Raw genomic sequence first — 20,730 nt, 5'->3', positions numbered from 1 at the left:
TAAACTTTGATGACTTAGAGGTGTAAATATGAAAAATCCAGAATCATTTGCAGACCATCTCCTTGACTGGTTTGATATCAATAAGCGCGAGATGCCATGGCGGGAAACAAAAGATCCCTATAAAATCTGGCTGTCAGAAGTCATGCTGCAGCAGACACAGGTCAATACAGTCAGAAATTACTACTTAAGATTTATAGAACGCTTTCCGACGATTGAGAGTCTGGCGAGTGCAGACGAAGATGAAGTACTGAAGTACTGGGAAGGACTCGGCTATTATTCACGTGTGCGCAATTTCCAGACTGCTGTGAGAGAAGTGGAGGCGACGTATGGGAGTGTACCGGGTGACGGCGAGAAGTTTCTGGCATTAAAAGGGGTCGGACCTTATACGAGAGGTGCGGTGATGAGTATTGCGTTCAATCTGCCTTATCCTGCAGTTGACGGCAACGTCTTCCGCGTGTTCTCACGACTCGATGATGATGCGACAGATACAGCGAAACCCGCTGCCCGTAAGCATTTTGAAGAAAAGGTAATGCGGGTCATTCCTGAGCGGGCCGGTGATTTTAACGAGGCGCTGATGGAACTGGGGGCGACGGTATGTACACCGCGAAACCCAGTCTGTATGCTCTGTCCTGTCAATGAGCACTGCGAAGCGTTTGAAGCAGGGACAGTACTTGAGCGTCCTGTAAAAATCAAAAAACTGAAACGTAAAGAACTACGCTACAAGGTCATGCTGATCATCAATGATAAAGGAGAAATGCTCATTACAAAGCGACCGAAGACCGGCCTCCTCGGCGGAATGTGGCAGTTTCCCATGTTCGATGAAGATATGGCGATTGATGACATTGAAGAAGCCCTGAACATGAAGCTCGCAGATGAGAAGGAGAAATTTCACCATGTGACACATGGCTTTACTCACCTTGACTGGCTGCTGGATGTCTACATAGCGCGAACGACGGATGAAGCGTCCGGTGACTACCGTTTTATCGGTATAGAAGAGAAAGGCGATTATACATTCCCGGTGTCGATGACAAAAATCTTTGACCATTACCAGACAGTCAAATAGGTTTCATGATACACAATCTGTGCTATAATATTTTATGCAAATACTAAATACTAGGTGGTGTGGAACATGGTCAAAGAATCCATACCAAAAGAAGGCCAGAACGTACAGATCCAAAGTTATAAACATAACGGCAAGATTCACCGCGTCTGGTCTGAAACAACGATTTTAAAAGGGACCAATCATGTCATTATCGGGGGGAATAACAGGACGCTTGTAACAGAGAGTGATGGTAGAACGTGGGTGACACGCGAACCTGCTATAGTTTATTTTCACGCTGAATACTGGTTCAATGTCATCTGTATGTTCAGAGAAGATGGTGTGTATTACTACTGTAATCTCTCTTCACCATTTGTATATGATACAGAAGCCATCAAATATATCGACTATGATTTAGATATCAAAGTCTATCCGAATGGTAAATATCATCTCCTTGATGAAGATGAATACCAGCAGCATATGAAGCAGATGAACTATCCCGCTGAAATCGATCAGATCCTTAGAAGAAACGTTGATACTTTGCAGCAATGGATTGAAAGAAAAAAAGGACCATTCGCGCCGGACTTCATCAAAGTCTGGCAGGAGCGTTTTCATTTACAGAAGCGTATGATGGAAGAATGAATCAACCTATAGTTTATAGGTTGATTCTTAATTTTGAGGAGATGATTGCATGTTCAGGCGTTACCTTCATTTCGTTAAGCCTTATTCATGGCTTATTGTACTGACTATTTTAATCGGGATTCTGAAATTCGGTATCCCGTTGTTAATTCCACTGCTGATTAAGTATGTCATAGATGATGTCATCGGTAACTCAGGTATGTCGATAGCGGATAAGAAAGCAGCGTTATGGCAAGTGCTGCTCATCTTTTCATTTATTTTTGTTGTGATTCGTCCGCCTGTTGAATATTACCGTCAGTACCTTGCCCAGTGGACCAGCAACAAGATTCTTTACGATATCCGTAAAAAACTTTATCGTCACCTGCAGGCACTGAGCGTCCGTTTTTATTCTAATAATAAAGTCGGTGAAGTGATTTCACGTGTCATCAATGATGTGGAGTCAACGAAGGACTTCATCGTTACAGGACTGATGAATGTCTGGCTGGATTTAGTCACAATTATCATTGCACTTGCCATTATGTTTACGATGGACGTCAAACTGACCATTGCTTCACTCGTCATTTTCCCGTTCTATATTTTCAGTGTTTATTATTTCTTCGGTAACTTACGAAAACTGACACGAAAACGATCACAGGCATTAGCTGAAGTGCAGGGGTTTCTGCATGAACGCGTGCAAGGTATGACAGTCATTAAGAGTTTCGCTATCGAAGAAAACGAAAGCGAACGTTTCAATAAACGGAATATGAATTTCTTTAACAAGGCAATTGATCATACAAAATGGAATGCGAAAAGTTTCGCGGTCATCAATACGGTCACTGATATCGGTCCGCTGATCGTAGTCGGTTTTGGTGCCTATCTGGTCATCAGTGATGGTCTGTCTGTCGGTAGTTTAGCTGCGTTCATCGCTTATCTTGACCGTCTATATGGTCCGCTTCGTCGCTTAGTATCCAGTTCGACGACACTGACACAGAGTCTGGCATCGATGGATCGTATGTTCCAGCTGTTTGATGAGCCATACGATGTTGTCGATAAACCGGGCGCTCAAAATCTGAAGGTTGAACATGGTGATATTCAGTTCAAAGAAGTCGGTTTTAAATACAATGAAGATGACGATGAAGTCCTTCATCATGTCAATTTAGATATTAAAAGCGGTGAAACGGTTGCCTTTGTCGGGATGAGTGGCGGCGGTAAATCAACGATGATCAGTCTGATTCCGAGGTTTTATGATGTAACGAGTGGACAGATCTGTATTGATGGTCATGCGATTGATGACTTTACAATAGAGAGTCTGCGCAATCAGATCGGTATGGTCATGCAGGATAATATTCTGTTCTCTGATTCTATCCGTGAGAATATTCTTCTCGGTAAACCGGAAGCGACAGAAGAAGAGATGATTTATGCTGCGAAACTGGCGAATGCGCATGACTTTATCATGAGTCTGCCGGATGGTTATGATACAGAAGTCGGCGAACGAGGCGTCAAGCTTTCCGGCGGTCAGAAGCAACGTGTCGCTATTTCACGGGTATTTCTGAAGAATCCGCCGATCCTGATTCTGGATGAAGCGACGAGTGCGCTTGACTTAGAAAGTGAAGCGGTTATTCAGGAAGCGCTTGAGACGTTATCGCAGGACCGTACGACGGTTATTGTCGCACACCGTTTATCGACCATTACTCATGCTGATAAAATTGTCGTTGTTCAGAACGGTGAAATTAAGGAAATCGGTACACATGATGAGTTGATGTCTCATCAATCTCACTATTATAATCTTTATACGATTCAACATTTGGATAGTTAACAGATTCTCTCTGATGTATGATAGAAGTATCATACATCAGGGGGATTTTTTTATGAATTTATTATGGATGATACAAGTCATCGTCAACACGATATTTCTTGTATTATTTGTTCTACTCGTTTTTTTCATTTTGTATTTACTCGTTACGGACCGCAAGCAGAACCAGCATAGCATTTTAAGGAACTTTCCAGTGCTTGGGCGTGTGCGTTATTTCTTTGAGAAAATAGGACCGGAAATCAGACAGTATTTAATTCAGTCAGATAACGAAGCGACGCCTTTTTCTCGTAAAGATTATCTGGATGTTGTTAAAGCAGGTAAATATAAGACGCGTATCGGTGGTTTTGGTTCACGTCGTGATTTCACGCAACCTGGTTTTTATCTCCAGAATTCAATCTTCCCGAAAGAGGCAAGCGAACTTCATATCGATCAGTCACAGAAGATTGACACCAGCATCTATAAGCTCGATAAAGAAGGGCTTTTTGACCGTGATGAACACCGTGAAAGTTCCACTGTAGACCCTTATTTACTGACAGATGAGCATGCAGTTATCCTCGGTAACAGACGTGCACATCCTTTTGCAGTCAAGCGCCTTGTAGGTCAGTCGGGTATGAGTTACGGTGCACTCGGTAAAAATGCGATCACTGCCCTAAGTAATGGGCTGGGCATGGCAGCAGGGACGTGGATGAATACAGGCGAGGGCGGATTATCTGAGCATCATCTGAAAGGTAAAGTGGATATCATTTTTCAGGTAGGACCTGGTTTATTCGGTGTCCGTGATTCTGAAGGTCATTTCAGTGACGCAGAGTTTATGCGAAAAGCAGAAAACCCTTATATCAGGGCATTTGAAATTAAGCTCGCGCAAGGGGCGAAGACGCGCGGCGGTCACGTAGAAGCAGAGAAAGTGACAGAAGAGATTGCGGCAATCCGTAATGTTAAACCGTATACGACGATCAACTCACCGAACCGATTTACGTTTATGAACGATAATCATGATTTACTGAAGTTCATCGCTAAACTGCAACAGATGAGCGGTAAACCGGTCGGCTTTAAGATGGTCGTCGGCAATCTTGATATGCTGTACAGTCTTGCTGCTGATATGAAGGCAACAGGTATTTATCCTGATTTCATTACAGTGGATGGTGGAGAAAGCGGAACCGGTGCGACTTATCAGGAACTGGAAGACACAATGGGACTGCCGCTCTTTTCAGCGCTGCCGATTCTTGATTTAGTATTGAAGGAAAATGGTCTGCGTGACGATATCAAGATTATTGCGTCAGGCAAACTAATTACACCGGATAAAGTAGCTATTGCGATTGCACTTGGGGCGGATCTGGTCAACGTTGCCCGTGCCATGATGATGAGTGTCGGCTGCATCATGGCGCAGCAGTGTCATACGAATGACTGTCCGGTCGGCGTAGCGACGACGAATCCGGACCGGGAGAAAGGCCTTGTGATTGAAGAGAAGCAGTACAGGGTAACGAACTATATGATCAGTATGCATGAAGGTTTATTTAATATAGCAGCGGCATGCGGTGTTGTTTCTCCGACTGATATCACAGTCAAGCACCTTCTCTATAAGACGGAGCGCGGCGATATTCTGACAGGAGAGCAGTATGTGAACCGCATGTACCGTTCACTGAAAGAGGCGGTATAAGTGGATTTAAGTTTTCTGGAAAAAGATACGCTGACTGCAGCAAAGTCGCTGCTCGGCAAAAAGATTACGACAGTGACAGATGGTATTGTCACATCTGGTTATATTACAGAAGTTGAGGCTTATCTCGGACTGGAAGATAAAGCAGCTCATGCTTACCAGGGCAGACGGACAAAGAAGAATGAGATGATGTACCGAAGCTACGGCACTGTCTATGTCTACACGATGCACGGCCATCATTGTATGAACTTCATCACTAAGGATGAATACTCGCCTGAAGGAGTGCTGATCCGTGGACTGGAACCTGTTGAAGGCATAGAGGTGATGCAGGCGCGCCGCGGACGGCTGGATCATCTGACTGATGGGCCAGGTAAACTGACCCAAAGTATGGGGATCAGACGTGACATCTATAATGGCACTCGGCTGAATGAAGGTCCTCTTACTTTAAGCGAGGGTAAAGTGCCGGGGGCCATCAAAGCATCGAAGCGTATCGGGATAGATAACAAAGAAGAAGCGGTCGATTATCTCTACCGGTTCACAGTAGAAGGTAATCCGCATGTCTCTAAAGATAGAGTGGAAAAGGCAGAATTTAATGGCTGGCAACAATAAAAGGCTGACTCAACTGAGTCAGCCTTTTTCTATAGATCCTGAATATCATCAGCAACCTTTATTTTGTTGTCTTCTTTATGATAATGATGGAAACTGTGTGTCAGTTTATCGAGATGCTCAAGCTTCTCGCGGTACTCGAAGAGTGCACTGATGATGAGGATAATGTGCTGCTTATTGTAAGGCGGGTCGTCTACAGTCCGCATTTCAGCAAGTACAAGTTCCAGAACATCTTTTTTGAAGTCGCCTGTCATGAAGTTCTCTTCAGCGAGATGTGTTGGGGAGAGCTTATTATTAAATTGCATGAGAATGCCTTCATGCAACGTCATCAGTTCATCCATCTCAAACTTCAGCTGAATACGCAGCGCTTCCGGCAGATGGAGGATATCATTTTCATATCGATTGATTCTCCTGAGCAGATCATAGGCACGTCTTGTCGTCATAATCAGTTCCTTGAATAATATCTTCTTTCTGATGTTGCGGTAGTTCTGCTTTTTGGTCAGGGCACGCTCGTTCTTATACAGGTTAAACTTAGATTCGACTGCAATGATACGGTCTCTGATATCTTCCACGTCATGCTTGACGACATGATATTCACTGGAACCGTTGATGCTGAGTCGCAGCCATTTGAAGATATCATTGCCGATCTGCTGGCACGTATAATAGAGTTTCGTCTCATACTGCGGCGGCAAGAAGAGCAGGTTAACAAGAGCTGCACTTAAGACACCAATCATGATGAACGCAAAACGGGTGAAGGCAATGGTAAGGAAGTGATCACCTGTCGCCTCCATGATAACGAGCTGAGTCACTACAGCAAGACCTGTTACGTTCTGCAGGTGCAGCTTAGCTAGAAGTGATATCAGGATAATCGTCGTCAGCCCGATGATAAAGAGATGATTGCCGAAAGTCTGGACGACAATGATGGCAAGCAAAGCGCCGATTGAGTTGCCCTGCAGATTTTCGAGCACCGACTTATAAGATTGATAGACACTGGGCTGCATCGCGAAGAGCGCTGAGATACCTGCGACGACGTATCCCGGTGTTCCTAGCATCTGGGCCACATAGAGTGCGAGCATGATCGCAATACCTGTCTTAAAGATTCTTGCGCCTAATTTCATTCAGTTACCTCTTTTTAGTTCATAATAACTCACTTATACAATAGGAATCATTATTTGACAAGCGACATTTCTTTGAAACTATTCTCTACAGCAGCCAGTGTCTCATCGATATCTGCTTCTGTATGACGAATCGTGATGAACCACGCTTCATATTTAGAAGGAGCGAGGTTGATACCTTGATTCAGCATCAGCTTGAAGAACTTTGCGAACATTTCGCCGTCAGTGTTTTCAGCCTGCTCATAGTTCACGACTTTCTCTTTTGTGAAGTAGAGCGTCATCGCCCCTTTAAGGCGATTGATTGTAGCAGGAATATTATATTTTTGAATCAGGGCTTGAACACCATCTTCTAACTTTTTGCCAAGTGCATCGAGTTGTTCGTAAGTACCTTCTTCCTTGATGACTTCGAGTAAAGCGATACCAGCCTGCATACTGAGCGGATTACCTGCCATTGTCCCTGCCTGATAAGTAGGTCCTAGTGGCGCTACATGTTCCATAATATCCTGGCGACCGCCATATGCGCCAATCGGCAGTCCGCCGCCGATGATCTTACCGAATGCAGTCAAGTCGGGTGTCACACCGAGCATATCCTGTGCACCGCCGTAGCAGAAGCGGAATGCTGTGATGACTTCATCATAGATAACAAGTGTGCCATTGTCATGAGCGATATCGTTGACTGCCTGAAGGAAACCTTCAGCGGGCTCAACGATGCCGAAGTTGCCGACAATAGGTTCAACCAGTACAGCTGCAATCTGATCGCTGAAATGATGGATGGCTTCCTTGAAAGACTCAATATCATTGAAGGGTACTGTAATCACTTCTTTGGCGACACTTTCCGGCACACCGGCAGAGTCAGGTGTACCCAGCTGGCTTGGTCCACTGCCGGCAGCAACGAGAACGAGGTCAGAGTGACCGTGGTAGCAGCCTGCAAACTTGATGATCTTGTCGCGTTTAGTATAAGCACGAGCGACACGGATTGTCGTCATGACAGCTTCAGTACCGGAGTTCACAAAGCGGATTTTCTCTAAAGAAGGAATCGCCTCGCGCAGCATCTTGGCAAATTTAACTTCATGCTTAGTCGGTGTGCCATAGAGCACGCCTGTTTCAGCAGCCTGTTTGATGGCTGCAGTAATATGAGGATGAGCGTGTCCTGCGATAATCGGACCATATGCCGCCAGGTAATCGATATATCGGTTACCGTCGACATCATAGAAATAAGCACCGTCTGCACGCTCCATAACAACAGGTGCATCGCCGCCCACTGCTTTATAGGAGCGGGAAGGGGAATTGACGCCGCCTAAAATATACTCATTCGCATCTTTTTGAATACGTTCAGATTCTGAAAAATTCATAACTATAACCTCTTTTGCTTAAATTTTTTTCGTCCCTATCGTATCATAATTATAGAAGAATGATGAACAGGAGGAATTTATTTGAAGTTACCAGCGTTTAATATGGTCAACCAGAACGGTGACATGATTACGGAACAGGATTTAAAAGATAAAAGAACGATTCTTTACTTCTATCCGCGTGATAATACCCCGACTTGCACCACGCAGGCAATTGATTTTACAGAGCATCTTGCCGAGTTGCAAGGTAAAGGGATACAAGTATTTGGTGTTAACGGCGATACAATGAAGAAACACCAGAACTTTATCATGAAGCACAATATCGGATTCGATCTATTAGTGGATGAAGACTATCAGTTAGCAAAAGAACTGGATATCTATCGCCTTAAAAAAGTGTTTGGCAAAGAATCGATGGGAATCGTGCGCACGACTTTACTTATAGGACCTGACTTAACGATAGAAAAACGAATAGACAATGTGAAAGTGAAAAATCAGTTAGAAGTGCTATTTGCTGAGTAAGCAATATTGAAGTTTTACCTATTAAGTTGTATGATAAATAAATAATAAACACGAAAGAAGGTGACAGTATGGCAGTCGAACATCATTCAGCTGAGATGAAGCTACAGGAAGCGGTGCAGCAACTAAGAGATCAAGGTGTCAGAATCACACCGCAGAGACAAGCCGTACTCGCCTATCTGATAGAAGCGGATACACATCCGACTGCGGATGAGATTTACAAGGCACTTAGTCCTAAGTTTGACAGTATGAGTGTAGCAACCATCTATAATAACCTTAAAGTTTTTAAAGAATGTGGACTTGTATCTGAATTAACTTATGGTGATGCAGCAAGCCGTTATGATTTTGAAACAGCCAATCATTATCACGTCATCTGTACAAGCTGCGGCAAGATTACAGATTTTCAGTATCCTCGTCTAGATGAAGTGGAACAGATAGCCCAGCATTTGTCAGGCCACAAGATTACGCATCATCGCATGGAGATATACGGTATTTGTCCGGAATGTACAAAAAAGGAAGAACGCTAAATCAGCGTTCTTCCTTTTTTTCTAATTCTGCACTTTTACGCTTGTTATTATAATCCTCGTTGAATTCTTTCCCTTCAAGAGATGGATCTAAGGTCAGCGGCTCATTGCAGTTCGCGCAGATATCAGCCCGCCCGAGCATCTTCGTATAATGGTTACAGTTAGGACACTGAACGGTCACTGCACGCATCGATAGCATACCAATCCAGAAATAGACAACAAAACTGAGAAGGAAAGCAAGCGTTCCAAGGAGCAGGAAGATTCCAAATAGTATCTTACTGTGTGCCATATATAGAAGAATAACGCCTAAGTACATGACAATCATTGCAGCGAATATAAGACCGAGCGCCCACGAGCGGATACGATTGATCTTGCTAGTAGGCTTCTTATTCCATTTCATAGAAACACTCCTTATTTAAATACTGAAGAAAGTATAGCATAAATCATGATAATAACCTGTCAGAAGTTTTTTAGAAAAAAATGAATAAAAGTGTTGACGCTCTGACTTATGCTTGTTAAGATATAAAAGTCGCTGAAAACGACAGACATTACGAAATGAGATTAAGAAAATCAAATTTCGAAAGTGTAAAAAAGATACTTGAAACAAGTGATTCATTCGAGTAAAATTTTTAATGCAAGCTTGAAAGAGACAGTAACTTAAACTTGAATGGCTAGTAAGAAGTTTAAAACTTCTTAAAGAAAAGTCTTGCAAAGATAAAACGTAGCTGTTATAATTTAATCTTGTAACACCAAATGAACATTGAAAACTGAATGACAATATGTCAACGTTAATTCCAATAATTTGAGTACTAACAGTACTTTCAAGAGTGATTGGCTCAACCAATCAAAGAGCTTTATCAAACACTTTTATGGAGAGTTTGATCCTGGCTCAGGATGAACGCTGGCGGCGTGCCTAATACATGCAAGTCGAGCGGACAGACGAGGTGCTTGCACCTCTGAAGTCAGCGGCGGACGGGTGAGTAACACGTGGGTAACCTACCTGTAAGACTGGGATAACTTCGGGAAACCGGAGCTAATACCGGATAATATTTTCCACCTCATGGTGGAATAGTGAAAGACGGTTTCGGCTGTCACTTACAGATGGACCCGCGGCGCATTAGCTAGTTGGTGAGGTAACGGCTCACCAAGGCGACGATGCGTAGCCGACCTGAGAGGGTGATCGGCCACACTGGGACTGAGACACGGCCCAGACTCCTACGGGAGGCAGCAGTAGGGAATCTTCCGCAATGGACGAAAGTCTGACGGAGCAACGCCGCGTGAGTGAAGAAGGTTTTCGGATCGTAAAACTCTGTTGTAAGGGAAGAACAAGTACGTTAGTAACTGAACGTACCTTGACGGTACCTTACCAGAAAGCCACGGCTAACTACGTGCCAGCAGCCGCGGTAATACGTAGGTGGCAAGCGTTATCCGGAATTATTGGGCGTAAAGCGCGCGTAGGCGGTTTCTTAAGTCTGATGTGAAAGCCCCCGGCTCAACCGGGGAGGGTCATTGGAAACTGGGAGACTTGAGTGCAGAAGAGGAGAGTGGAATTCCATGTGTAGCGGTGAAATGCGCAGAGATATGGAGGAACACCAGTGGCGAAGGCGGCTCTCTGGTCTGTAACTGACGCTGAGGTGCGAAAGCGTGGGGATCAAACAGGATTAGATACCCTGGTAGTCCACGCCGTAAACGATGAGTGCTAAGTGTTGGGGGGTTTCCGCCCCTCAGTGCTGCAGCTAACGCATTAAGCACTCCGCCTGGGGAGTACGGTCGCAAGACTGAAACTCAAAGGAATTGACGGGGACCCGCACAAGCGGTGGAGCATGTGGTTTAATTCGAAGCAACGCGAAGAACCTTACCAAATCTTGACATCCTCTGACAACTCTGGAGACAGAGCGTTCCCCTTCGGGGGACAGAGTGACAGGTGGTGCATGGTTGTCGTCAGCTCGTGTCGTGAGATGTTGGGTTAAGTCCCGCAACGAGCGCAACCCTTATCTTTAGTTGCCATCATTCAGTTGGGCACTCTAGAGAGACTGCCGGTGACAAACCGGAGGAAGGTGGGGATGACGTCAAATCATCATGCCCCTTATGATTTGGGCTACACACGTGCTACAATGGATGGTACAAAGGGCAGCGAAACCGCGAGGTCAAGCAAATCCCATAAAACCATTCTCAGTTCGGATTGTAGTCTGCAACTCGACTACATGAAGCTGGAATCGCTAGTAATCGTAGATCAGCATGCTACGGTGAATACGTTCCCGGGTCTTGTACACACCGCCCGTCACACCACGAGAGTTTGTAACACCCGAAGCCGGTGGAGTAACCTTTTAGGAGCTAGCCGTCGAAGGTGGGACAGATGATTGGGGTGAAGTCGTAACAAGGTAGCCGTATCGGAAGGTGCGGCTGGATCACCTCCTTTCTAAGGATAATACGGAAAAGAGATACTCGATATCTCTTAGGAATTGACATTGACATATTGTATTCAGTTTTGAGTGTTCATAGAACCTTACGGTTCAGTTCATTCAGATTGTACTTTGAAAACTAGATAAAGTAAGAAGAAAAAAGATTTTACCAAGCAAAACCGAGTGAGTTCATTTATTGAATTCTCAAAAAATCGCGCGTCTGTATTCATACAGACATCACATTATTAATAACAGATTAAGTTATTAAGGGCGCACGGTGGATGCCTTGGCACTAGAAGCCGAAGAAGGACGTTACTAACGACGATATGCTCTGGGGAGCTGTAAGTAAGCACTGATCCAGAGATTTCCGAATGGGGAAACCCAGCATGAGTTATGTCATGTTATCCATATGTGAATACATAGCATATGAGAAGGCACACCCGGAGAACTGAAACATCTAAGTACCCGGAGGAAGAGAAAGAAAACTCGATTCCCTGAGTAGCGGCGAGCGAAACGGGAAGAGCCCAAACCAGGATGCTTGCATCCTGGGGTTGTAGGACACTCAGCACGGAGTTACAAAGGAACGATTTAGACGAATGACTTTGGAAAAGTCAACCATAGAAGGTAAAGGTCCTGTAGTCGAAAAGTCGTCCCCTCCTGAGTGGATCCTGAGTACGGCGGAACACGTGGAATTCCGTCGGAATCCGGGAGGACCATCTCCCAAGGCTAAATACTCTCTAGTGACCGATAGTGAACCAGTACCGTGAGGGAAAGGTGAAAAGCACCCCGGAAGGGGAGTGAAATAGAACCTGAAACCGTGTGCTTACAAGTAGTCAGAGCCCGTTAATGGGTGATGGCGTGCCTTTTGTAGAATGATCCGGCGAGTTACGTTTTGATGCAAGGTTAAGCAGTGGATGCGGAGCCGCAGCGAAAGCGAGTCTGAACAGGGCGAATGAGTATCAGGACGTAGACCCGAAACCAGGTGATCTACCCATGTCCAGGTTGAAGTTCAGGTAACACTGAATGGAGGACCGAACCGACTTACGTTGAAAAGTGAGCGGATGAGGTGTGGGTAGCGGAGAAATTCCAATCGAACCTGGAGATAGCTGGTTCTCTCCGAAATAGCTTTAGGGCTAGCCTCGCATGATGATTACTGGAGGTAGAGCACTGTTTGGACTAGGGGCCCCCCTCGGGTTACCGAATTCAGACAAACTCCGAATGCCAGATAATTTAATGCGGGAGTCAGACTGCGGGTGATAAGGTCCGTAGTCGAGAGGGAAACAGCCCAGACCACCAGCTAAGGTCCCAAAATATATGTTAAGTGGAAAAGGATGTGGCGTTGCCCAGACAACTAGGATGTTGGCTTAGAAGCAGCCATCATTTAAAGAGTGCGTAATAGCTCACTAGTCGAGTGACGCTGCGCCGAAAATGTACCGGGGCTAAACATATTACCGAAGCTGTGGATTGTCCGTAGGACAATGGTAGGAGAGCGTTCCAAGGGCGTCGAAGCATGACCGTAAGGACATGTGGAGCGCTTGGAAGTGAGAATGCCGGAGTGAGTAGCGAAAGACGGGTGAGAATCCCGTCCACCGATTGACTAAGGTTTCCAGAGGAAGGCTCGTCCGCTCTGGGTTAGTCGGGACCTAAGCCGAGGCCGACAGGCGTAGGCGATGGATAACAGGTAGATATTCCTGTACCACCTGAGATTGTTTGAACGATGGGGGGACGCAGAAGGATAGGCGATCGTACTGTTGGTTATGTACGTCCAAGCATTGAGACTGAGTGTCAGGCAAATCCGGCACTCGTAAGGTCAGGATGTGATGGGGAGCGAAATTAAGTAGCGAAGTCGTTGATTTCACACTGCCAAGAAAAGCCTCTAGTTAGATATCAGGTGCCCGTACCGCAAACCGACACAGGTAGTCAAGATGAGAATTCTAAGGTGAGCGAGCGAACTCTCGTTAAGGAACTCGGCAAAATGACCCCGTAACTTCGGGAGAAGGGGTGCTTTTTAGGGTGCAAGCCCTGAAGAGCCGCAGTGAATAGGCCCAAGCGACTGTTTATCAAAAACACAGGTCTCTGCAAAACCGTAAGGTGACGTATAGGGGCTGACGCCTGCCCGGTGCTGGAAGGTTAAAAGGAGTGGTTAGCATCTCGCGAAGCTACGAATTGAAGCCCCAGTAAACGGCGGCCGTAACTATAACGGTCCTAAGGTAGCGAAATTCCTTGTCGGGTAAGTTCCGACCCGCACGAAAGGCGTAACGATTTGGGCACTGTCTCAACGAGAGACTCGGTGAAATCATAGTACCTGTGAAGATGCAGGTTACCCGCGACAGGACGGAAAGACCCCGTGGAGCTTTACTGCAGCCTGATATTGAAATTCGGCACAGCTTGTACAGGATAGGTAGGAGCCTTTGAAGCGTGAGCGTCAGCTTACGTGGAGGCGCTGGTGGGATACTACCCTGGCTGTGTTGACTTTCTAACCCGCGCCACTTATCGTGGCGGGAGACAGTGTCAGGCGGGCAGTTTGACTGGGGCGGTCGCCTCCTAAAGAGTAACGGAGGCGCTCAAAGGTTCCCTCAGAATGGTTGGAAATCATTCGCAGAGTGTAAAGGCACAAGGGAGCTTGACTGCGAGACCTACAAGTCGAGCAGGGTCGAAAGACGGACTTAGTGATCCGGTGGTTCCGCATGGAAGGGCCATCGCTCAACGGATAAAAGCTACCCCGGGGATAACAGGCTTATCTCCCCCAAGAGTTCACATCGACGGGGAGGTTTGGCACCTCGATGTCGGCTCATCGCATCCTGGGGCTGTAGTCGGTCCCAAGGGTTGGGCTGTTCGCCCATTAAAGCGGTACGCGAGCTGGGTTCAGAACGTCGTGAGACAGTTCGGTCCCTATCCGTCGTGGGCGTAGGAAATTTGAGAGGAGCTGTCCTTAGTACGAGAGGACCGGGATGGACATACCTCTGGTGTACCAGTTGTCGCGCCAGCGGCATAGCTGGGTAGCTATGTATGGACGGGATAAGTGCTGAAAGCATCTAAGCATGAAGCCCCCCTCAAGATGAGATTTCCCAACTTCGGTTATAAGATCCCTCAAAGATGATGAGGTCAATAGGTTCGAGGTGGAAGCACAGTAATGTGTGGAGCTGACGAATACTAATCGATCGAAGACTTAATCAAATATCAGATTTTTTAAGCTCGGTGAGCTTGTGAATCAATTTCTTCTTACTTATCTAGTTTTGAGAGTATAATATTCTCATCCTGTCTGGTGATGATGGCAGAGAGGTCACACCTGTTCCCATACCGAACACAGAAGTTAAGCTCTCTAGCGCCGATGGTAGTTGGACTTACGTTCCGCAAGAGTAGGACGTTGCCGGGCAGTTTTATATGGAGGATTAGCTCAGCTGGGAGAGCATCTGCCTTACAAGCAGAGGGTCGGCGGTTCGATCCCGTCATCCTCCACCATTTTCTATTATGCCGGAATAGCTCAACTGGTAGAGCAACTGACTTGTAATCAGTAGGTTGAGGGTTCAAGTCCTTTTTCCGGCACCATGTTAGAGCCATTAGCTCAGTTGGTAGAGCATTTGACTTTTAATCAAAGGGTCAGAGGTTCGAATCCTCTATGGCTCATCATTATTTTAAATTTAAATTGCGGGTGTGGCGGAACTGGCAGACGCACTAGACTTAGGATCTAGCGCCTACGGCGTGGGGGTTCGACTCCCTTCACCCGCACCATATATGCGGAAGTAGTTCAGTGGTAGAATACAACCTTGCCAAGGTTGGGGTCGCGGGTTCGAATCCCGTCTTCCGCTCCATTATTTTTAAATTAACATTTTAATCATATTAGCCGGGGTGGCGGAACTGGCAGACGCACAGGACTTAAAATCCTGCGGTAAGTGATTACCGTACCGGTTCGATTCCGGTCCTCGGCACCATTCAAATTATTTAGCGCCCGTAGCTCAATTGGATAGAGCGTTTGACTACGGATCAAAAGGTTAGGGGTTCGACTCCTCTCGGGCGCGCCATTTATAGCTACGGGAAGTAGCTCAGCTTGGTAGAGCACTTGGTTTGGGACCAAGGGGTCGCAGGTTCGAATCCTGTCTTCCCGACTTACTTCTTTGAAGCATAAAAAATGGGGGCTTAGCTCAGCTGGGAGAGCGCCTGCTTTGCACGCAGGAGGTCAGCGGTTCGATCCCGCTAGTCTCCACCATTTTTAAATTATTAATAACATATCGGCGGCGTAGCTCAGCTGGCTAGAGCGTACGGTTCATACCCGTGAGGTCGGGGGTTCGATCCCCTCTGCCGCCACTATCTTTTTTAACAGTGAAACCTTGGATTTAGGACCTTTAGCTCAGTTGGTTAGAGCAAACGGCTCATAACCGTTGGGTCGCAGGTTCGAGTCCTGCAAGGTCCACTTAATATAATGGAGGAATACCCAAGTCCGGCTGAAGGGATCGGTCTTGAAAACCGACAGGGGCTTAACGGCTCGCGGGGGTTCGAATCCCTCTTCCTCCGCCATTATTTTTACTTCAGCAAATCAATATAATTTATTATTAACGCGGGATGGAGCAGTCTGGTAGCTCGTCGGGCTCATAACCCGAAGGTCGGTGGTTCAAATCCGCCTCCCGCAATTTTAAGTGGTCCCGTGGTGTAGCGGTTAACATGCCTGCCTGTCACGCAGGAGATCGCGGGTTCGATTCCCGTCGGGACCGCCATGTATGGCTCAGTAGCTCAGTCGGTAGAGCAATGGATTGAAAATCCATGTGTCGGCGGTTCGATTCCGTCCTGAGCCATCTTTTTATTATATTATGCCGGAATAGCTCAACTGGTAGAGCAACTGACTTGTAATCAGTAGGTTGAGGGTTCAAGTCCTTTTTCCGGCACCATTTATGGAGGGGTAGCGAAGTGGCTAAACGCGGCGGACTGTAAATCCGCTCCTTCGGGTTCGGCAGTTCGAATCTGCCCCCCTCCACCATTTATTTAATAGTAGGGGCATAGTTTAACGGTAGAATAGAGGTCTCCAAAACCTTTGATGTGGGTTCGATTCCTACTGCCCCTGCCATGGCGATTGTGGCGAAGTGGTTAACGCATCGGATTGTGGTTCCGACACTCGTGGGTTCGATTCCCATCAGTCGCCCTTTATTATTGGGGTATAGCCAAGCGGTAAGGCAACGGACTTTGACTCCGTCACTCGTTGGTTCGAATCCAGCTACCCCAGCTTTTCATAAGGCGCCATAGCCAAGTGGTAAGGCCGAGGTCTGCAACACCTCTATCATCGGTTCAAATCCGGTTGGCGCCTCCATTTTTATATATTAATCTAAGTCAGGATGAATCCTGTTTTTTTATATTATACTCACTACTTATGTAGTGAGTTTTTTTATTACCTTAACGTTTTCTTAAAAGTATAACAATTTTATATAATTTATTCATCATCATTTGTATAATTAGAGAGAATTACATTATATTGAAAAGAGGTTAAGAAATGAAAAAAACGTTAGCAGGTGTTTTGGCAATTGCAGTATTATCAGCAGGAAGTGCACAAGCTGCTGATAAGCAGGTCTCAAAAGTAGTTTTTCCTGATTTGAAGAGCCAGAAGACAGTAACCTTACTTAAAAAAGGGATTTTTGCAGCTCAGACGATTAAGATTGGCGATCCTTACAGCAAGATATATCAGAAATTTGGAACACCTGCCTCAGAATACGAAAGTCGCAGTGAAGAGTGGGCTTATGCAGTAGCGGAGTTTAATAAAATCAGTTTCAGTGCTGAATCAGACAATCGAAAAATAGCGACTAATGATATGAAAATAAACACCATTTATTTTGACTATGCATCTAAACCCGTTAAACTAAAAGATATTCAATCTGTTCTTGGTAAATACACAGCTTCTGATATGTATGACAATGATACTAAAGATCCTAAGGATGATATTTTATCAAGAGAATATGGTCATTTGTCTCTTGATATGGAACGACCAAAAGGTGAATGGATTGTCACTGGTGCCAGTATGAACGAAGAAGTGACTTATGCGATTGATCCTTCTAATCTAAAAGATGCAGAGTTCGCTACTTTAAAGAGCAGTGAACTGAAAGCAATGAAAGCAGGCACCTATTCATTCTTCGGTGTGAAACCGGGTATGCTGAACTCACAGATTGTTGCGCTGATCGGTGAATCGAGTTCAGACGATATTTTCAGAGAAAAAGGAAAAGTTAAAGAAGTGACATCAACATATGGCAGTGGATACGATGTAACGCTTCACTATAATATACCTGCTGGTAATACATTGAAGAAAATCCAATATAACTATGATATCTATGAGAATGTTCAGACGCTCTCAACAGTGGAAAAATATTTAGGAAAAGCAACGTCTGTAAAGAATAGCAGTTATACAGAAGAGACAGAAGAAGGTAATGAGATAGTTTATACGACTACAAGACAATATGGCAAGCATGTGACCATTAAAGCAGTGAAGCAAGGTAAAGTATGGCAAGTTGAAAGTATCATTTATAAATAATAATCAGGGGAACCTCTTTGCAGGTTCCTATCTTGTCTTGACTCTCAAAAATAATTCACTTATAATTAATATATTGTTTTTAAATAAGCCACCGTGGCGGAATTGGCAGACGCGCCGGACTCAAAATCCGGTTCCTCACGGAGTGTCGGTTCGACCCCGACCGGTGGTATCGTGAAAAGACCCTAAATATCAAGTTTAGGGTCTTTTTTTATGATTTTAACTTCTGATACGCTCCGACTGTGACAGCCAGGTCATAATAGGCTGCACCGACAGACTTGAAAATAGTGATTCCTTTTTTATTTGACTGGCTAATTGCAATGTCCTTCAGTAACAGGATCTGACCGAAATCAAATAAACCTTGTTTTTCAGCTTCGATAAACTCTCCGGCTTCTTGCATTGCACCTTCTTTATCATCCATGACAATGGTGTCCGCTGCTTGAATAGTCTGTATATCAATTTCACGCATAGATGGTAAGTAAGAACCGACACCGTTGATATGTACTTCTGATTTGATATCTTCATGGTGGAATACAGGTTCATTTGAACGAGTAGCGCAGTTAATGATATCAGCATGCTTAACAGCTTCGCTTGATGTCTGACAGATGGTAATAGCTGCTTGAGTAGACTGTTCCAAACTTGCTTTAAACAGTTCTGCTTTTACTGACGTGCGGTTATAGAGATAAATATTTTTGATTTCCCGGACAGCGAGAACACCTAGTGCTTGTTCGTAGGCCATACCGCCTGTTCCTATGATAGCGAGTGAGGCAGCTTTTTCAGCGGCCAGGTGATCTGTTGCGAGTGCACTCATTGCACCTGTCCTAAGACGCGTCAGATAGCTGCTTTCAAGCGTTGCAATATGTTCACCGTTCTCCAATTCAGTCAGCAGCGTGATTCCTTGAGAAACTGGAATGTTTATATTATCCGGAAAAATAGAAATTGTTTTTAGGATTGAATACTTGTTATGAATGTTGATGCAGGGCATATAGAGCACCGTATTATCAGTGCCAGGCACCTGGATAACAGTACGTTCTTCGTTAATTATCTGATCATTATTTAAATCAATCAGCAGTTCACGTATATCTCGTACTGCATCTGACATTTTGTAAACTTCTTGTATAGCCTCATCACTAAAGTGTTGCATATTGACCTCCTGCTTAAAGTAAATGTTTTTGTTTCTTAATTGACAGAACACTAAAAATTGATATAGCTGCAATAATCATCAGATAAATCGCAACCGGTACATAGGTGTGATTAAATTTGCTCATTAAATATTCAGCGATCATCGGAGCTGTTCCGCCAGCTAATGCAGCACCAATCTGATAACCAAGCGTCACACCGGTATAACGGACCTCTTTAGAGAATACTTCAGAAAAAATAGTACCTAGAACAGCAGTAATAGGTGACCAGATGATACTGAGTCCGATAATAGTGGCAAAGAGGACCATAATCACAGATTTCTGTTCCAGAAGCCAGAAATAAGGGAAGCTATATAAAAGCATTGCGGCAGCACCCATTAAATATAACTTTCGGCGTCCTACTTTATCACTCAGCTTACCATATAAAGGAATCAGAATAGTAGTGAGAATCGCAGCTGTCATGACAATCAGCATGATATGTTCAAATTTTAATCCGAGTGTAGTAGTGGCATAGCCCACCACAAATGTGCCAAAGATATAAAACGGTGCGGTCTCAACAAATTTTGCACCACTTGTGACGAGCACTTCTCTCCAGTGATATTTGAGTGTATGAATAAGTGGAACTTTTGGTGCTGTCCCTTCTTTTTGCACTTGCTTGAATTCAGGCGTTTCATCTAATCCTTTACGGATGATGAAACCGAATATGACAAGAACACCACTGAAAATAAAGGGCAGACGCTAGCCGAAACTTGCAAACTGCTCATCTGTCGTCAGTGAAGTCATTATATAAAAGGCGAGTGAACCAAGAACCATACCAATCGTGACGCCCATCTGTGGAACACTGCCAAAGTAGCCGCGTTTCTCAGCAGGCGCATATTCTGTTGCGAGCAGAAGTGCGCCGCCCCATTCCCCGCCGATACCCAGTCCTTGGACTAAGCGGCACAGCAGGAGAAGAATAGGTGCCAGTATACCGATCGTCTCATAATTTGGAATAAGACCGATAGCAACTGTCGCAACACCCATCAATAGAAGTGTAATAACGAGCGTTCTTTTTCGGCCCATCTTATCTCCCATATGGGCGAAGAAAATACCGCCGAATGGTCTGATGAAAAATGAGAGAGCGAGACCAAAGTAAGCGATTAAGTTAGATAGCGTCGGATTATCTGTTACGAAATACTGCTTGCTGAAGATAACGCTCGCGACTGAGGCATACAGAAAAAAGTCGAACCATTCAATCGAAGAGCCGATGAGACTTGCACTTAAAACTTTTCTTTCTAACTTTTTATTCATTGAAACATCCCCTTGTTATTTAAATACGACTTAATTTAAGTATATTTTAAATATTATATTTGAAAGAATATTCTGTCAAATCAATTTTTCTTATTTTCTCCTGGGTTACGAAACGTGAGAGCGGGTATAAACTTCTGCGGACTAAAATGATGGTAGGTGA

The 20,730-nt window shown here is 44.9% G+C and carries 12 protein-coding genes, 22 tRNA genes, 3 rRNA genes and 1 pseudogene; 33 read left to right on the top strand and 5 right to left on the bottom strand.

Annotated elements, in window-relative coordinates; all coding sequences use genetic code 11:
• Positions 1-28 precede the first annotated feature (28 nt).
• The 5 genes from mutY (at position 29) to MGG13_RS08935 (ending at position 5,733) form a co-directional block, all read left to right on the top strand.
• On the top strand, positions 29-1,063 hold the full coding sequence (gene mutY / locus MGG13_RS08955; protein WP_239034644.1) for an A/G-specific adenine glycosylase: 1,035 nt from the start codon (positions 29-31) through the stop codon (positions 1,061-1,063).
• A gap of 66 nt (positions 1,064-1,129) precedes the next feature.
• Positions 1,130-1,681 carry a nucleoside tri-diphosphate phosphatase gene (gene ntdP / locus MGG13_RS08950; RefSeq protein ID WP_133431582.1) on the top strand — a complete coding sequence of 184 codons (552 nt, stop codon included), beginning with the start codon at positions 1,130-1,132 and terminating at the stop codon, positions 1,679-1,681.
• 49 nt (positions 1,682-1,730) lie between these two features.
• Positions 1,731-3,473, top strand: coding sequence for an ABC transporter ATP-binding protein (locus MGG13_RS08945; protein WP_239034643.1), 1,743 nt, complete (start codon positions 1,731-1,733; stop codon positions 3,471-3,473).
• Between the two features lie 52 nt (positions 3,474-3,525).
• The gene (locus MGG13_RS08940) at positions 3,526-5,127 is read left to right on the top strand and encodes an FMN-binding glutamate synthase family protein (RefSeq protein ID WP_239034642.1); all 1,602 of its coding nucleotides are present in this window, start codon (positions 3,526-3,528) and stop codon (positions 5,125-5,127) included.
• Positions 5,128-5,733 carry a DNA-3-methyladenine glycosylase gene (locus MGG13_RS08935; RefSeq protein WP_239034641.1) on the top strand — a complete coding sequence of 202 codons (606 nt, stop codon included), beginning with the start codon at positions 5,128-5,130 and terminating at the stop codon, positions 5,731-5,733.
• Between the two features lie 29 nt (positions 5,734-5,762).
• Here the strand turns inward: MGG13_RS08935 and MGG13_RS08930 are convergent, their stop codons facing one another.
• Positions 5,763-6,848: an aromatic acid exporter family protein gene (locus tag MGG13_RS08930; protein WP_133431586.1), complete on the bottom strand. Its 1,086-nt coding sequence runs from the start codon at positions 6,846-6,848 to the stop codon at positions 5,763-5,765.
• Between the two features lie 50 nt (positions 6,849-6,898).
• Positions 6,899-8,197, bottom strand: a complete 1,299-nt coding sequence (locus MGG13_RS08925; RefSeq protein WP_275416070.1) for a glutamate-1-semialdehyde 2,1-aminomutase — start codon at positions 8,195-8,197, stop codon at positions 6,899-6,901.
• A gap of 81 nt (positions 8,198-8,278) precedes the next feature.
• Between MGG13_RS08925 and MGG13_RS08920 the strand changes: the two genes are divergently transcribed.
• Together MGG13_RS08920 and MGG13_RS08915 are read left to right on the top strand one after the other, a co-directional pair.
• Positions 8,279-8,713 (top strand): peroxiredoxin, encoded by a 435-nt coding sequence (locus MGG13_RS08920; RefSeq protein WP_275416069.1) that lies wholly within the window; start codon positions 8,279-8,281, stop codon positions 8,711-8,713.
• Between the two features lie 68 nt (positions 8,714-8,781).
• Positions 8,782-9,237: a Fur family transcriptional regulator gene (locus tag MGG13_RS08915; RefSeq protein WP_239034640.1), complete on the top strand. Its 456-nt coding sequence runs from the start codon at positions 8,782-8,784 to the stop codon at positions 9,235-9,237.
• 1 nt (position 9,238) lies between these two features.
• Here the strand turns inward: MGG13_RS08915 and MGG13_RS08910 are convergent, their stop codons facing one another.
• Positions 9,239-9,634, bottom strand: a complete 396-nt coding sequence (locus MGG13_RS08910) for a YgzB family protein (RefSeq protein ID WP_239034639.1) — start codon at positions 9,632-9,634, stop codon at positions 9,239-9,241.
• Between the two features lie 466 nt (positions 9,635-10,100).
• Here MGG13_RS08910 and MGG13_RS08905 point away from each other — a divergent pair.
• The 26 genes from MGG13_RS08905 (at position 10,101) to MGG13_RS08780 (ending at position 18,313) form a co-directional block, all read left to right on the top strand.
• Positions 10,101-11,653: ribosomal RNA gene (locus tag MGG13_RS08905) — 16S ribosomal RNA — on the top strand.
• 237 nt (positions 11,654-11,890) lie between these two features.
• Positions 11,891-14,813, top strand: a 23S ribosomal RNA gene (locus tag MGG13_RS08900).
• An 84-nt stretch (positions 14,814-14,897) separates the two neighbouring features.
• A 5S ribosomal RNA gene (gene rrf, locus MGG13_RS08895) occupies positions 14,898-15,012 on the top strand.
• The 16S, 23S and 5S rRNA genes sit together here with 21 tRNA genes alongside, the layout of an rRNA operon.
• Positions 15,013-15,022: 10 nt before the next feature.
• Positions 15,023-15,098, top strand: a tRNA-Val gene (locus MGG13_RS08890).
• A gap of 11 nt (positions 15,099-15,109) precedes the next feature.
• A tRNA-Thr gene (locus MGG13_RS08885) sits at positions 15,110-15,185 on the top strand.
• Positions 15,186-15,190: 5 nt separating this feature from the next.
• Positions 15,191-15,263 (top strand) — tRNA-Lys (locus MGG13_RS08880).
• A gap of 21 nt (positions 15,264-15,284) precedes the next feature.
• A tRNA-Leu gene (locus MGG13_RS08875) sits at positions 15,285-15,368 on the top strand.
• 5 nt (positions 15,369-15,373) lie between these two features.
• A tRNA-Gly gene (locus MGG13_RS08870) sits at positions 15,374-15,448 on the top strand.
• Positions 15,449-15,479: 31 nt separating this feature from the next.
• A tRNA-Leu gene (locus tag MGG13_RS08865) sits at positions 15,480-15,568 on the top strand.
• A gap of 13 nt (positions 15,569-15,581) precedes the next feature.
• Positions 15,582-15,658, top strand: a tRNA-Arg gene (locus MGG13_RS08860).
• Positions 15,659-15,668: 10 nt separating this feature from the next.
• Positions 15,669-15,742, top strand: a tRNA-Pro gene (locus MGG13_RS08855).
• Between the two features lie 25 nt (positions 15,743-15,767).
• Positions 15,768-15,843, top strand: a tRNA-Ala gene (locus tag MGG13_RS08850).
• Between the two features lie 24 nt (positions 15,844-15,867).
• A tRNA-Met gene (locus MGG13_RS08845) sits at positions 15,868-15,941 on the top strand.
• Between the two features lie 32 nt (positions 15,942-15,973).
• A tRNA-Ile gene (locus MGG13_RS08840) sits at positions 15,974-16,047 on the top strand.
• 11 nt (positions 16,048-16,058) lie between these two features.
• Positions 16,059-16,151: transfer RNA gene (locus MGG13_RS08835), tRNA-Ser, on the top strand.
• Between the two features lie 39 nt (positions 16,152-16,190).
• Positions 16,191-16,264 (top strand) — tRNA-Met (locus MGG13_RS08830).
• A gap of 8 nt (positions 16,265-16,272) precedes the next feature.
• Positions 16,273-16,348 (top strand) — tRNA-Asp (locus MGG13_RS08825).
• 5 nt (positions 16,349-16,353) lie between these two features.
• Positions 16,354-16,426 (top strand) — tRNA-Phe (locus MGG13_RS08820).
• Between the two features lie 17 nt (positions 16,427-16,443).
• A tRNA-Thr gene (locus MGG13_RS08815) sits at positions 16,444-16,519 on the top strand.
• Between the two features lie 5 nt (positions 16,520-16,524).
• A tRNA-Tyr gene (locus MGG13_RS08810) sits at positions 16,525-16,608 on the top strand.
• Between the two features lie 13 nt (positions 16,609-16,621).
• A tRNA-Trp gene (locus MGG13_RS08805) sits at positions 16,622-16,695 on the top strand.
• A gap of 2 nt (positions 16,696-16,697) precedes the next feature.
• Positions 16,698-16,770, top strand: a tRNA-His gene (locus MGG13_RS08800).
• A gap of 9 nt (positions 16,771-16,779) precedes the next feature.
• Positions 16,780-16,851, top strand: a tRNA-Gln gene (locus MGG13_RS08795).
• Between the two features lie 10 nt (positions 16,852-16,861).
• A tRNA-Cys gene (locus MGG13_RS08790) sits at positions 16,862-16,935 on the top strand.
• Between the two features lie 180 nt (positions 16,936-17,115).
• Positions 17,116-18,144 carry a hypothetical protein gene (locus MGG13_RS08785; protein ID WP_239034638.1) on the top strand — a complete coding sequence of 343 codons (1,029 nt, stop codon included), beginning with the start codon at positions 17,116-17,118 and terminating at the stop codon, positions 18,142-18,144.
• 87 nt (positions 18,145-18,231) lie between these two features.
• Positions 18,232-18,313 (top strand) — tRNA-Leu (locus MGG13_RS08780).
• A gap of 39 nt (positions 18,314-18,352) precedes the next feature.
• Here MGG13_RS08780 and MGG13_RS08775 read toward each other — a convergent pair.
• Complete coding sequence (locus MGG13_RS08775) at positions 18,353-19,285, bottom strand: ornithine cyclodeaminase family protein (RefSeq protein WP_239034637.1); 933 nt, start codon at positions 19,283-19,285, stop codon at positions 18,353-18,355.
• A 13-nt stretch (positions 19,286-19,298) separates the two neighbouring features.
• Positions 19,299-20,570: pseudogene (locus MGG13_RS08770) on the bottom strand (MFS transporter).
• Positions 20,571-20,730: the final 160 nt, after the last annotated feature.

The sequence above is a fragment of the Macrococcus brunensis genome (assembly GCF_022343725.1).
Lineage (GTDB): Bacteria > Bacillota > Bacilli > Staphylococcales > Staphylococcaceae > Macrococcus > Macrococcus brunensis.
This window is presented reverse-complemented; position numbering and strand designations above follow the sequence as displayed.

What these genes read in the sequence shown, in the direction of transcription:
- mutY (WP_239034644.1), top strand. Translation starts at nt 29, where the DNA reads ATGAAAAATCCAGAATCATTTGCAGACCATCTCCTTGACTGGTTTGAT.
- ntdP (WP_133431582.1), top strand. Translation starts at nt 1,130, where the DNA reads ATGGTCAAAGAATCCATACCAAAAGAAGGCCAGAACGTACAGATCCAA.
- MGG13_RS08945 (WP_239034643.1), top strand. Translation starts at nt 1,731, where the DNA reads ATGTTCAGGCGTTACCTTCATTTCGTTAAGCCTTATTCATGGCTTATT.
- MGG13_RS08940 (WP_239034642.1), top strand. Translation starts at nt 3,526, where the DNA reads ATGAATTTATTATGGATGATACAAGTCATCGTCAACACGATATTTCTT.
- MGG13_RS08930 (WP_133431586.1), bottom strand. Translation starts at nt 6,848, where the DNA reads ATGAAATTAGGCGCAAGAATCTTTAAGACAGGTATTGCGATCATGCTC.
- MGG13_RS08925 (WP_275416070.1), bottom strand. Translation starts at nt 8,197, where the DNA reads ATGAATTTTTCAGAATCTGAACGTATTCAAAAAGATGCGAATGAGTAT.
- MGG13_RS08915 (WP_239034640.1), top strand. Translation starts at nt 8,782, where the DNA reads ATGGCAGTCGAACATCATTCAGCTGAGATGAAGCTACAGGAAGCGGTG.
- MGG13_RS08910 (WP_239034639.1), bottom strand. Translation starts at nt 9,634, where the DNA reads ATGAAATGGAATAAGAAGCCTACTAGCAAGATCAATCGTATCCGCTCG.
- MGG13_RS08785 (WP_239034638.1), top strand. Translation starts at nt 17,116, where the DNA reads ATGAAAAAAACGTTAGCAGGTGTTTTGGCAATTGCAGTATTATCAGCA.
- MGG13_RS08775 (WP_239034637.1), bottom strand. Translation starts at nt 19,285, where the DNA reads ATGCAACACTTTAGTGATGAGGCTATACAAGAAGTTTACAAAATGTCA.